The 12,761-nt window shown below is 67.8% G+C and carries 12 protein-coding genes; 3 read left to right on the plus strand and 9 right to left on the minus strand.

The window, feature by feature from the left end; all coding sequences use genetic code 11:
- A complete protein-coding gene (locus ABFD52_02600; protein ID MEN6559652.1) occupies positions 1 to 2,154 on the minus strand; it encodes a protein kinase in 2,154 nt (717 codons plus the stop codon).
- A 168-nt stretch (positions 2,155 to 2,322) separates the two neighbouring features.
- On the opposite strand from ABFD52_02600, the gene ABFD52_02605 reads away from it, so the two are divergent.
- On the plus strand, positions 2,323 to 2,535 hold the full coding sequence (locus ABFD52_02605) for a hypothetical protein (protein ID MEN6559653.1): 213 nt from the start codon (positions 2,323 to 2,325) through the stop codon (positions 2,533 to 2,535).
- Positions 2,536 to 2,560: 25 nt separating this feature from the next.
- On the opposite strand, the gene ABFD52_02610 is transcribed toward ABFD52_02605, so the two are convergent.
- The 6 genes from ABFD52_02610 to ABFD52_02635 form a co-directional block, all read right to left on the minus strand.
- On the minus strand, positions 2,561 to 3,070 hold the full coding sequence (locus ABFD52_02610; GenBank protein ID MEN6559654.1) for a hypothetical protein: 510 nt from the start codon (positions 3,068 to 3,070) through the stop codon (positions 2,561 to 2,563).
- A 14-nt stretch (positions 3,071 to 3,084) separates the two neighbouring features.
- The gene (locus ABFD52_02615) at positions 3,085 to 4,095 is read right to left on the minus strand and encodes an inorganic phosphate transporter (GenBank protein ID MEN6559655.1); all 1,011 of its coding nucleotides are present in this window, start codon (positions 4,093 to 4,095) and stop codon (positions 3,085 to 3,087) included.
- Positions 4,096 to 4,100: 5 nt separating this feature from the next.
- Entirely contained in the window at positions 4,101 to 4,727 is a 627-nt protein-coding gene (locus ABFD52_02620) for a DUF47 family protein (protein ID MEN6559656.1), read from the minus strand.
- 52 nt (positions 4,728 to 4,779) lie between these two features.
- Entirely contained in the window at positions 4,780 to 5,730 is a 951-nt protein-coding gene (locus ABFD52_02625) for a GWxTD domain-containing protein (protein MEN6559657.1), read from the minus strand.
- Positions 5,731 to 5,861: 131 nt separating this feature from the next.
- Positions 5,862 to 7,121: a DUF5009 domain-containing protein gene (locus ABFD52_02630; protein ID MEN6559658.1), complete on the minus strand. Its 1,260-nt coding sequence runs from the start codon at positions 7,119 to 7,121 to the stop codon at positions 5,862 to 5,864.
- 20 nt (positions 7,122 to 7,141) lie between these two features.
- On the minus strand, positions 7,142 to 7,972 hold the full coding sequence (locus ABFD52_02635; protein MEN6559659.1) for a sugar phosphate isomerase/epimerase: 831 nt from the start codon (positions 7,970 to 7,972) through the stop codon (positions 7,142 to 7,144).
- A gap of 162 nt (positions 7,973 to 8,134) precedes the next feature.
- On the opposite strand from ABFD52_02635, the gene ABFD52_02640 reads away from it, so the two are divergent.
- Complete coding sequence (locus tag ABFD52_02640) at positions 8,135 to 9,703, plus strand: hypothetical protein (GenBank protein ID MEN6559660.1); 1,569 nt, start codon at positions 8,135 to 8,137, stop codon at positions 9,701 to 9,703.
- 107 nt (positions 9,704 to 9,810) lie between these two features.
- Positions 9,811 to 10,665: an NYN domain-containing protein gene (locus tag ABFD52_02645; GenBank protein MEN6559661.1), complete on the plus strand. Its 855-nt coding sequence runs from the start codon at positions 9,811 to 9,813 to the stop codon at positions 10,663 to 10,665.
- A 12-nt stretch (positions 10,666 to 10,677) separates the two neighbouring features.
- On the opposite strand, the gene ABFD52_02650 is transcribed toward ABFD52_02645, so the two are convergent.
- On the minus strand, positions 10,678 to 10,938 hold the full coding sequence (locus ABFD52_02650) for a hypothetical protein (protein MEN6559662.1): 261 nt from the start codon (positions 10,936 to 10,938) through the stop codon (positions 10,678 to 10,680).
- Between the two features lie 28 nt (positions 10,939 to 10,966).
- Complete coding sequence (locus ABFD52_02655) at positions 10,967 to 12,586, minus strand: sodium:solute symporter family protein (protein MEN6559663.1); 1,620 nt, start codon at positions 12,584 to 12,586, stop codon at positions 10,967 to 10,969.
- Positions 12,587 to 12,761 lie beyond the last annotated feature (175 nt).

Genomic DNA, 12,761 nt, shown 5'->3' on the forward strand with positions numbered 1-12,761 from the left:
TCACATCCTCTCGAGCAGGGCCTTGAACCTGGGGTGGCAGCGCAGGGAGTCGAGGTCGCCGTCGTGTTCGTACCAGCCCTTCTGGAGCAGCCCGCCGGCCGCGGCCCGCTCCAGGCAATCGATGGCCTCCTCGACGTCGCCGGCCAGGGCGTGGATGCAGCCGAGGTTGTAGAGCAGCATGGGGTCGTCGGGATCGATGCGGCGGGCCCGCCGGGCCCACTCCAGTCCCTTGTCCTTTTCGCCCAGGGCGACGAGGCCGTTGGCGCCCATGTACAGGGCCCTCGCGTCGTCGGGGTGGAGGTCGATGTGCTTCTCGACCAGGGCCACGCCGCGCTCGCGGGCGGCCCTGGCGTCCTCGGGGCGGCCCAGCTCCTGGTAGACCTGGGCGACGAGGAGGGGCGCGTAGAAATCCCCGGGCCGGACGCGCATGGCCTCCTCATAGAGCGTGCGGGCCTTGGGCAGGTCGCCGCTGGCGAAGGCCTGCCGGGCGTAGAAGTACCAGGCCTCGTAGAGCGTCGGGTCGAGCCGGATGGCTTTCTCGAAGGCGGCCTGCGCCTCCTCCTTGGCGGGGCCGAGCGAGAGAGCCGCGCCGAGGGAAGCCTGGGCCTGGGCGCATTCGGGGGCCAGCTCGACGGCCCTCCGGCCGGCCGCCTCGGCCTGGAGGCGGACGGCGTCCTTCCGCTCGGCATAAAGATAGATATATGACCAGCAGTCGGCCTGCCCGGCGCAGGCCATGGCGTATTCGGGGTCGAGATCGGTCGCCCGCGAGAAGAGCTGCAGGGCGAATTCGATGTCATGGCGGCCGTAGCGATAGTAGAAGCTGCGGCCGCGCAGGTAATAGTCATAGGCCTGGACGTGGCTCGTCGGGACCTCGGCCAGGGCCCCCTTCTCCTGCGGGCTGAGGGTGACCCGGAGCGACCGGACCACGGCGCGGGCGATCTCCTGCTGGATGGCGAACACGTCGTGGAGATCGCGGTCGAAGGATTCCGACCAGAGGTGGAAGCCGCGGGCGGCCTCGATCAGCTGGACCGTGATGCGCAGCCGGTTCCCGGACTTGCGGACGCTGCCTTCGAGGATGTTGTCGACCCGGAGGGCCAGGCCGATCTCGCGCAGGCCGGCCGACGAGTCCTTGAACTGGAACGAGCCGGTGCGGGAGGCGACCCGCAGGCCCTGCACCCGGCAGAGGGCGTTGATGATCTCCTCGGCGATGCCGTCGCAGAAATAAGCCTGGTCCTTCTCGCGGCTCATGTCGGCGAACGGCAGGACGGCGATGGATGGAAGCTCGGGCGGGCGCGGGCCGGCGCCGGCGGCCCGGAGCGCCTCGAGCGCGGCCCTCAGGTCCTTGGCCGAGGCCAGCCGCAGGAGGGGGTCCTTCTCGAGGCAGAAGCCGAGGATGCGGTCGATCTCGCGGGGAAGCCGGGGGTTGAGCTCGGCGGCCGAAAGAGGCTCGTCCTTGAGGACGGCGGCGATCCGCTCCGGCCCCGACTTGCCGGCGAAGGGCTGGCGGCCCGTCGCCCACTCGAAGAGGATGACGCCGAGCGAGAAGATGTCCGTGCGGTGGTCGAGCGGCTTGCTCCGCAGCTGCTCGGGCGACATGTAAGCGATCGTCCCGGCGAAATCGGAGTCCAGCGTGGCCGTGGACGGCTCGTCGGGGCCGAGGGCCCGGGGCAGCGGGGACAGGATTCGGGCCAGGCCGAAATCGAGGATCTTGGGCGTGCCCGCGGCGTCGATCATGATGTTCTGCGGCTTGAGGTCGCGGTGGATGATGCCCCGGGCGTGGGCGGCGGCCACGGCGCCCGCGAGCGGCAGGGCCAGCCCGAGGAAGCGGTCGAGATCGACGCCGCCCGGCTCGATCAGCTTCGAAAGCGGCTGCCCGTCGACCAGCTCCATGGTGAAGAACGTCGTTCCCTCGGCCTCGCCGACGGCGTAGACGGTGACGATGTTGGGATGGCTCAGGGCGGCGACGGCCTTGGCCTCGCGCTCGAAGAAGGCCCGCCGCTCGGGATCGCCCGCCGTGCCCTCGGGCAGGAGCTTGAGGGCGACATCGCGGTCGAGCTTGAGGTCGCGGGCCTTCCAGACGACGCCCATGCCGCCCGTGCCGAGCTCCTCGACCAGGCGATAGTTGCCGAGAACGAGATCTTTCTTGAGGTCCATCGCGGAAACGCTCTTCATGACACTACAAGAATAGCGGAACGCCTGTCAACCGCCAACCCGCCGGGCCGCTCCCGCCCGGGCGTGTCGTCCCCCCTGCCGGCCGCTTGAGACGGCTTCGGCGGGGTGATAAAATGGAAGGGAACGAGGTAGAAGAAGGGGAGGATAGTCATGTCCAGCGTGGTCTATGCCTGCGCGGTCTGCGGAAAGCAGGTCACCGTCTGTACGGGGAAGCCCGTGCCGCTGTGCTGCCGGAAGGAGATGGGTCCCCTGCCGGTCTGCACCTTGGCGCCGAATCCGGAGATGGCCCGGAACTACGACGAAGACGAGCCCTGCAACGACGGGACCCTGGCCGGGCCCAAGCCCGGGCCCAAGGAGAAGTGAGGCCGGCCGGGCCATGCGGCCCGGCTCAGCGCGCCCCGGCGGCCGCGGCCCTGCCCTCGGCGCCGCGGAGCAGGCCGTCGCAGGCGGCCCGGTCCGGCGCCTCCAGGACGACGATCAGGACCCGGCCCCGCCGGGCGGCCCCGGTCCAGTCGCCCGTCTCGATCCTTTCGACGAACCGGGGTGAGGCGCCGTCGAACGCCCCGGAGAAAAAATCACGCCCGAACCGCCCGTAGATCCGGCCGGCTTCGGCCGCCGACGGATAGACGGCGACGAGCAGGAGCGCTTCCCCCTCCCCGGTCCCGTAGCGGGCGAAGACCGCGTCGGTCTTCCGGCCGAGCCCGAGCACGGCCTCGTCGGCGAGGTAATAGTGGGCGTCGAGGTCTTTCGGTCCGCGCAGGACGGCGACGCTAGAAGCCGCGAGCCCCTCGGCCGGGAGGATATCGCGGGCCCGGACCGCGGCCGCGTCCAGGCCGGCCGTTCCCAGGGCGGCCAGGCCGGCGGCGAGGAACGCGACGAGGCGGATCACTTTTCGCACGGCCGGACCCTCTCCTAGAGGATGAACTTGTCGACGAGGTTGATGAGGAAGAAGAAGACGCCGCCGACCAGGGCGGCGCCGGGGATGGTGAAGAGCCAGGCCCAGACGATCCTCAGGGTCACGCCCCAGCGGACGGCCGTCAGCCGCTTGGCCGCCCCGACCCCCGAGATGGCCCCGGTGATAACGTGGGTCGTGCTGACCGGGACGCCGGCGTGCGTCGCGAAGAAGATGCTGATGGCGCTGGCCGTCTCGGCGCAGAAGCCGTCGATCGGCCTGAGCTTGGTGATCTTCTGGCCCATGGTCTTGACGATGCGCCAGCCGCCGGACAGGGTGCCGAGAGCGATCGCCGCCTGGGCCGAGAGGACGACCCAGAGCGGGATGTGGAAGGATCTTGTCCAGCCGGCGGCGAAGATCAGGCTGGCGATGATGCCCATGGTCTTCTGGGCGTCGTTGCCGCCGTGGCCGAGGCTGTAGAGGGCCGCCGACAGGAGCTGGAGCTTGCGGGCGGCCTTGTTGATGCGGGCCGGGTTCTTGCGGCGGACGACCCAGGTCGTGATGGTGATGAAGAGGACGCCGAGGAGCAGGCCCATCAGGGGGGCGATGAAGATGAACAGGACCGTCTTGACCCAGCCCGAGGCGATGATGACCTTCGGGCCGGCCTTGACGATGGCCGCCCCGGCGTAGCCGCCGATGAGGGCGTGGGAGGAGCTCGTCGGCAGGCCCATGTACCAGGTGAAGAGGTTCCAGCCGATGGCCCCGAGCAGGGCGGCGAAGATGACCGGCGGCGTCACGACCGAGATGTCGATCATGCCCGCGCCGATCGTGTGGGCGACCCTGGTGCCGAAGATGAGGAAGGCGGCGAAGTTGAAGAAGGCGGCCCAGAGGACGGCCTGGCGCGGCGTCAGGACCCGGGTCGAGACGACCGTGGCGATGGAGTTGGCCGCGTCGTGCATGCCGTTGGTGAAGTCGAAGGCCAACGCGACCAGGATGATGAAGACGACGAACAAGAAACCGGCGCTGGGCATGAGGCTCAGGTGGACTTGACGATGATCTCTTCGATGACGTTGGCCACGTCCTCGCAGCGGTCGGCGGCGATCTCGAGCCGGGAGTAGATCTCCTTGAGCATGATGAGATCCTTGATCTCGGCGGGCGTCTCGGCCTTGGCGAAGAGATCGGAGATGGCCTCCCGGCAGATGACGTCGGCCTCGTACTCGAGGATGTTGATCTGCTTGCAGAAGGCGTGGACATGGGCCAGCGATTTGAGGTGGTCGACGGCCTCGAAGATCTGGTCGACGGCCTGGACGATGATGTCGACGAGCTTCTTGATCTCGGGCGTCGGCCGGCCCAGCTTGTAGGTCCACATCCGGCTGGCCACGCCCTCGATGCAGTCGAGGACGTCGTCCAGGCCGCTGGACAGGCCGTGGATGTCCTCCCGCTCGAGCGGCGTGACGAAGGTGTCGCGCAGCCGGGCGAAGAGCTCGTGGGTGAGGTTGTCGCCCTGGTGCTCGATAGCCTTGAGGCGCTGGTACTTGCCCTCGACGTCCTCGTAATGGTCGACGAGGTCCTGCAGGGCCCGGGCGCCCTCCCGCAGATTGGCGGCGTCTTCCCGGAAGAGGTCGAAGAACTTGTGGTCCTTGGGGAACAGGTGCAGTTTCATGACGGTTGTCTTGTACCCGAGTCGCCAATAGTATCGGAGCTTCGGGGGGATGTCAATCCGCGGCCGCCGCCCCCGCCGCCCCGGCTGCGACCTTGATCTCGAAGATCTGCCGGATCTTTCCGCCGCGCTCGCCCTGGCCCATGACGATCACGTCGACAAAGTGCGTGCCGGGCTTCAGGGGCTGGGCGAAACGGAACTCGACGGTCTTGCGGGCGTCGAGCTCGGCGCCCGTCATCGCGGCCTTCCGGGCGTCGGCGAAGCTCCGCTTGTCCGCGCCTTCGTCGGCGTAGATGTAGACGAGGAAGCGGAGGCCGATCTCCTGGAGGCCGTCATCGTTCTCCCGGAAGATCAGGCCCTTGGCCGGGAGCCGGACCACGATCTCCCGGGCTGCGGGATCGTAGACCGTCTCGAACTTGACGAACGGGCTGGCGAAGACGTCGTCGGGCCCGACGCGGCGGCCGAGCTTCATGAGGTCCATGGCCCCGAAGAAATCGCCTTCGGTCTCCACGATGCGGAACCTGCCGTCGCCTTTCTCGTCGGCGAAGACCACGGCCAGCTGGCGGCCGTAGTAGACCCAGATGTCGGTGAAGCCGTGGACGGAGGTGGTGTAGTCCGGGTTGTACTCCTCGACCTTGTCCGGCGGGCCCATGAAGAGATAGACGCGGCCGCGGTCGGTGTTGTAGCCGGGGCCGCCTTCCTTGTTGAACCGCTTGTTGACATAGGCGACGCGGGCCTCGAACTCCCTGCGGAACTCGTTCTCCGGCGTGCCGGGATCGGGATCGCGCTTGAGCCAGAAGTCGGCGATGAACTCCCGGCGGCTCACGGCGTCAGGCAGCCGCGCCCAGATCCTGGACTCTTCCCTGGTCATGATCAGGCGGGCGGTCTCGTAGAACGTCCGGCTTTCGGGATCGAGCTTGGGCTTGGCCGCCGCGATGGCCGCGGCGGCGAGGGCCGCGAGGCCGAAGGCCAAAGGAACGACTGCCGCCAGGACGCGTTTTTTCATCGCTTCCTCCCGACCTGCTGTTTCTTTCATTCTACCACCCGGCGCGGCGCCGGAAAAGCGGCCCGCCGCCGGTGTGTGCTGGCCAGGATAAGGTTTCGCCTTCCGAAGGGAGGATGGCAGGCAGGAGCCGGTCAGAGCTTCAGGACGAGCCCGGCCCGGGTCAGCAGGGCCGTCAGCAGGAGGACGAGCCCGGTCATGACCGCCGCGTTGATCATGCCGGGGAGGCCGCCCGTCCCCGCCAGCGGCCAGAGCAGGCCGTCGATGTCGGCGTGAAGGAGCGTCCCAAGGAGGCCGGCCGCGTTCCCGATGAGCCCGGGCAGAAGGTAGGCCAGGAGAGGGTTCCGGCCTGCCGGGACGAGGAACCGGGCCGCTTTCCGGCCCTTGAGGACGTCGAGGCCCAAATAAAAAAGCAGGAAGAGAAGGCAGCAGAGGCCGGCCGTGGCCAGGCAATAGGATTCCGTGCCCCAGATCTTGCTGAAGCCGTGCAGCGGCCGGAGGATGAACCCGGCCAGGACGAGCGCTCCGCCGAGGAGACCCAGGAAGCGGGTCCGCCGGGCCGGCGTCCCGACATCGTTCCCCGGCAGGAAGACCGTCCCTGCCAGCATCCCCGACGTGACGATGGCCGCGTGGGAGCCGAACAGGCTGCCGATGTTGAGGAACTCCGCGACCGGGCCGAGGAAGTCGAGGGCGCCGTGCCGGGCCCCGATGTAAAGGGCCGTCATCAATCCGATGGCCCCGGCCAGGACAGTCCGGTCGCCGCGGCAGGCCAGAAAAAGCAGGCTCGCGGCCAGGTAGCACCAGCCGATCATGCCCAGGATGCCCCACCACGAGGTCTGGAGCGCGGTCACCCGGCCCTCGGCGCCCTGGCCCCGGAAGACGATGACGAGGACGAGAAGAACGATCGCGGCGGCGATCTTGAGGCCGAGGAGGGGGCGCCTCGTCCTCGCCGTCGCGCTTTTCGGGACGACGGTCCAGAGCGCGAAGACGGCCAGCGTGGCCAGGAAGTACCAGAGGTCCCGGCTCAGGCCCGTCGCCGCCGCCGAGAAGCGGTCCTCGTTGACGAGGATGACGCCCAGGAAGAGCAGGGCCAGGGTCCGGACGAGCACGTGGCCGATCAGGGCCGGGCCGGACCGGCCCTCGGCCCGCCGTTTCGTCAGGGCCAGGGGGATGGAGACCCCGACGATGAAGAGGAAGCCGGGGAAGACGACATCGGTCAGCGTGAAGACGTTCTGATCGGCTTTGGCGTGGCGAAGGATGAAGGGGATGGCCTTCATCCCGGCGATATAGTTGACGAAGATCATCGTCAGGATGTCGAAACCGCGGAAGGCGTCCAGGCTGGCCAGCCGCTCTTTTGCCGTGGCAGGGGCTGTCGCTCGACCGGGTGTTTCCATCACGGATCGCCTCCTCGGGATCAGGATCTTCTGTTCGAACCTCCGGCCATGGCCGCCAGCGCCCCACGGACGTAGCCGACGGATTCCGCCAGGCCGGGGAGGGGGTCCCGGCCGTCCTTCTCGTGCTCGAAAGCGAGCGTGCCCCGGTAGCCGATCCGCCCCAGGGCGCCGAGCAGGCGGGGGACGTCGATGACGCCCCGGCCCACCTCGACCGTGACGCCCTCGGCCGTCGCCGCGGAGACGTCCTTCATGTGAACGTCGAGGATCAGCGGACCCAGACGGGCGGCCTCCGCCGCCGGATCAAGGCCTGCCCGGGCGCAATGGCCGACGTCAAAACAGACCCCGATCCGAGGGTCGCGGCCGCCGATCCGTTCCAGGATCGACCGCGGCGTCGGGTAGCGGAGATCGCCCGGCCCATGGTTATGGATGGCCAGCCGGATGCCCGTTTCGCGGGCCCGCCGCTCGGCCCGGTCGAGCAGGCCGTGCTCGGGGACGCCGATCATGATCTCGAAGCCGCCGGCCCTGGCGTAGGCGAAGGCCCGGTCGACCTCGGCTTCGGTCGTCATGTAGATGACGCCGCAGCCGTAGGGGACGAATCCCTGGGCCCGGACCTTGTCGACCGTCGCCCGGATGGCCTCGGGCGGGCTCTCGAGCGGCAGGTGCATGTCCTTCAGGGTCAGGCGGGTGAGGCCGGCCCGGCGGGACTGGGCCAGCGTCGCGTCGAGATCGAACTCCCGGAAGGTGTAGGAGGCCAGGCCGAGCGCGAAATCCCCGGCCTGGGCCGGCCCGAAGTCGCCCGGCGCGGCGGCCGCCGCCGCTGGCCGGGACGCGGCGGCCGCGGCCGCGGCCAAAGACCCTCCGAGGAATCTCCGCCTTGTCAGCGTGTCCATACGGGCACTATAACGGCTTTTCGCCGGCCCGGTCAATTCTCCCGTTGACATCCCCTTCGGCCCTGAATTAGCATCGTCCGGGCGCCCGCGCCCTCATATCGCCAGACGAAACCGGGAGGTCAGATGAACAAGCGAAAGATCCCGTCAGGATGTTCCGGCTGCGCCTTGAGCCGTCGCCGCTTTCTGACCACGGCAGCCACGGCCGGGACCCTGGGCGTGCTGGCGCCGGCCGGCCTGTTCCAGGCCTGCTCCAGGGCGGAGAAGCTGAAGATCCGCGTCGTCTATGCCCTCCACGCCGTCGTCCAGCCCGGGCCCGACTGGCCCAATGTCGGCTTCGACTTCCGGCCGGTCATGGACCGGACCACGGCGGCCCTGCGCCAGGCTTTCCCGGGGTGGGAGCTCCTGACGGCCATGGCCAAGGGAGAGGAGGAGGCCAGGAAGATCCTGGCCGGCGACGCCGCCGCGCCCATGGATGGCTACATCGTCGTCCAACTCAATTGCTGGAACCGGGTTGTCCAGACGATCGCCGCGTCCGGCAAGCCCACGCTCTACGTCGATTTTCCGTACGGCGGGAGCGGCGGCTTCCTGGTCTACACGGCCGAATTTCTGCGCAAGAAGACCCCCAACCTCGGCTTCGTCGCTTCGTCGAGGCCCGAGGATCTCGTCGCGGCCTGCCGCGCGTTCGTCCAGGTGAAGAGAAGCGGCGCGGCGAACGATTTCGGCGGGCTTGTCGCCGCGGCCCGGCGCGCGGCGACCCCGGCCCCGGGCGATCTCACCGTGACGGCCGACGACGTCGCCGTCCTGGCCCCGGCCGACTGCCTGAGGAAGATGAAGGAATCGAGGATCCTGGCCGTCGGCGGCGGCTGGCCCGGCATCGCCCCGGCCGTCAAGGAGGGGATGGGCATCGACGTCGTCGACGTGCCCTTCGCCAAGGTCAACGAGGCCTGGGCCGCGGCCGACAAGGACGAGGCCAGGACCGTCGCCGGCCGCTGGGCAAGGACTGCGGCCAAGGTCGAGGGGGTCAGCCCCGAAACCCTCGTCACCTCGGCGGCCATGTATCTCGGCCAGAAGGCCGTCCTCAAGGAATACGGCGCCAACGCCATCACGATCAACTGCCTGGGCGGGTTCTACGGCGGCCACATCCACGCCTATCCCTGCCTCGGCTTCCACGAGCTCAACAACGAAGGGCTCGTCGGCGGCTGCGAGTGCGACGTCCGCTCGGCGGCGGCCATGCTGACCGTGAACGCCCTGACGAACGGCCGGCCCGGCTACATCTCCGACCCGGTCATCGACACGTCCCGGCGGGAGATCATCTACGCCCATTGCGTCGCCTCGAACCGGCCTTTCGGCCCGGGCGGCCCGGCCAACCCGTTCGAGATCCTGACCCACTCCGAGGACCGCCAGGGCGCCGCGGTCCGCTCGATCCTGCCCGCGGGCTATATGACCACCACGATCGAGGTCTCGCCGGAGCGGAAGCTCGTCCTCTTCCACCAGGCCAAGGCCGTCGGCAACTCGCCGGACGACCGGGCCTGCCGGACCAAGCTGGTCGCCGAGCCCGTCGGCGACATCGAGAAGCTCTTCGCCGAGTGGGACCAGTGGGGCTGGCACCGGGTGACCGTCTACGGCGACCTCCGGAAGCCGGTCTTCGAGCTGGCCGACGCCCTGGGCTGGAAGGCGCTCGAAGAGGCCTGAAAACGAGAACGTCCCCGAACCGCATCCGGGATTGACCAAGTTGAAGCCACGCGCCAATTAGGATAATATAAGGCGGGGATTGTCCAGAAACGAAAGGAATACCCTATATGGCCGAGCCGTTCATCGAAGAGAAAACGAGAAAGGTCGCCCTGCTCATCGACGGCGACAACGCCCAGCCCTCGCTCATCGGCCAGATCCTGGCCGAGGCCGGCAAATACGGCCTGGTGACCATCCGCCGCATCTACGGCGACTGGACGACCGTGAATATGTCCGGCTGGAAGAGCGCCCTCAACGACAACGCCATCCAGCCGATCCAGCAGTTCCGCTACACCATCGGCAAGAACGCCACCGACAGCGCCATGATCATCGACGCCATGGACATCCTCCACGGCCACCTCGTCGACGGCTTCTGCCTCGTCTCGAGCGACAGCGACTACACCCGCCTGGCCACCCGCGTCCGGGAGATGGGCTTCTTCGTCATGGGCGTCGGCAAGCGCTCGACGCCCAAGGCCTTCGTCAACGGCTGCAACATCTTCATCTACACCGAAAACCTCGTCCCGAAGCGGAGCGAGCGGGAGCCGCGGCGCCGCGACCGCGGCGGGTCCGGCCGCAAGGGCGGGGCCAAGGAAGCCAAGGAAGCGAAGGAAGCGAAGGAGCCGAAGGAGCCGAAGGAGGAGCGCGAAGAGCCCGAAGAGCGCGCCGAGGGGAGCGGCAAGTTCGACCCGGTCCCCCTGCTCAAGGGCGCCCTAGACATGGCTGTCCACGAGGACGGCTGGGCCAACCTCGGCGAGATCGGCTTCTATCTGCGCCAGCTCGATCCCGGCTTCGATCCCAGGACCTACGGCTTCAAGCAGCTGTCCCAGCTCATCAAGAGCCAGGAGAACCTCTTCGAGGTCCGGTCGCGGGCCGACGAGGCCGGCGGCGCGGCCATCTACATCCGCCTGCGCGAGAACCGCGACTAGCGGCCCTGGCGCTCAGGCCTTCTTCTTGCCGTTCCGCTTGACGAAGGCGGTCAGGAGGAAGCCGCAGCCGACCGCCAGCATCAGGATCCCCCAGACCAGGTTGAGGTTGATGCCGAGCGAGATCGCGTACATGGCTTTGTCCGAAAGCAGGCCGTAAACCGTCAGCAGGACGCCGTAGGCGCTGAGCAGCCAGCCGATCGGGAGCTTGAGGTCGAGGAAGTGGCCTTGGCTCATGCCCGTCCCGGTATCTTTGGTTTCGTTCGTGTCGTTCATGGTTGACTCCTGCGGGACGCGGCGTCCGTCACCAGAAGAGGATGTTGAGGAGGACGGCCAGCAAAATGGCCACGGTCCCCCAGACGGCCGGCCGGGCGTACCAGCGGGCCTCGGTCTTGGGCTTCGGCGTCAGGCCGAAGACCAGGCCGGCGAGCTCCTTGGGGTCCCTCTTGACCGTGAACAGGCTGACCGCGATCGTGACGCCGAAGTCGGCCAGCCAGGCCCACCAGGCCTGGTAGAAGTTGGCCGCCATGTCGCTGTGATAGCTCAGGATGCCGGCCTTGTAAAGGATGTAGTGCCCGGCCGCCGTCAGGATGCCCGTGAGCAGGCCCCAGAAGCCGCCCCAGGCCGTGGCCCCTTTCCAGAACATGCCCAGGAGGAAGGTGGCGAAGAGGGGGGCGTTGAAGAACGAGAAGATGAGCTGCATGTAGTCCATGAGGTTCTTGAAGCCGAGGGCGATGTAGGCCGTGCCGATCGAGATGAGGATCCCGACGACCGTGGCCCACTTTCCGACCTTGACGTAATGGGCGTCCGGGCGGCCTTTCCGGATGTAGCTGCCGTAGATGTCGTAGGTCCAGATGGTGTTGAAGGCGGTGACGTTGCCGGCCATGCCGGACATGAAGCTGGCCAGCAGGGCGGTGATGGCCAGCCCGAGGACGCCGTTCGGCAGGTAATGCTTCATCAGCAGGATCAGGGCCGAGTTGTAATCGGCCGTGCCCGCCGCGGCCTGGCCGATCTCGGGCAGGACGATCAGGGCGACCAGGCCGGGGATGACGACGATGATGGGCACGAGCATCTTCGGGAAGGCGGCCATGACCGGGGTCAGCCGGGCCGCGTTGAGGTTCTTCGAGGCCAGGGCCCGCTGGATGACCAGGAAGTCCGTCGTCCAGTAGCCGAAGGACAGGACGAAGCCCAGGCCCATGACCACGCCGAACCAGTCGACCCCGAGCGGATTGTTGCTCGTGCCCAGGTACTTGACGGAATGGAGGAGAGGCCCCTGGAGCTTGGCCGCGAGCCCGGCGACGCCGCCGACCTGCTTGAGGCCGAGCAGGACGACCGGCAGCAGGCCGAGCCAGATGAGGAAGAACTGGATGACCTCGTTGTAGATCGAGGAGGACAGGCCGCCCCAGAAGACGTAGACGAGGACGATCGCGGCGGCGAAGATGACCGACGTGCTGAACGGCCAGTTGAGCATCGTCTTGAAGAGCAGGGCCATGGCGTAAAGGCTGATGCCGCTCATCAGGATGGTCATGATGGCGAAGGAGATGGCGTTGAGGCCGCGGGTGGCCTCGTTGTAGCGGAGCTTGAGGTATTCCGGCACGGTTCGGACCCGGCTGCCGTAATAGAAGGGCATCATGAAGATGCCCAGAAAAACCATGGCCGGGATGGCCCCGATCCAGTAGAAGTGGACCGTCGAGATGCCGTACTTGGCCGAGTTGGCCACCATGCCGATGATCTCGAGGGCGCCGAGGTTGGCCGAGATGAAGGCCAGGCTGGTGATCCAGCCGGGCAGCGACCGGCCGGAGAGGAAGAAATCCTCGCCGGTCTTCATGTATTTCTTGAGCGAGTAGCCGACCAGGACCATGACCAGGACGTAGCCGGCGATGATGGCGTAGTCGACGGCGTTCAGAGTGATGACGGGGTCCATCGCGTTCTCCTTGGCTTGGCGGCGCCGGGGGGCCTCATGATTCGCGAAGGAGCATAAATCACGGTCGCCGCGTTGTCAAACGCCGCGGGGCTTGCCGGCGACTGAAGACCGGCCTCCGTTTTATCCTCGTCCCTCTTCCTGATATAGTGTCCGGCGGCGATCGTCGATCTCATCG

The organism is Acidobacteriota bacterium (assembly GCA_039683095.1).
Taxonomy (GTDB): Bacteria; Acidobacteriota; Aminicenantia; order Aminicenantales; family Saccharicenantaceae; genus RBG-16-66-30.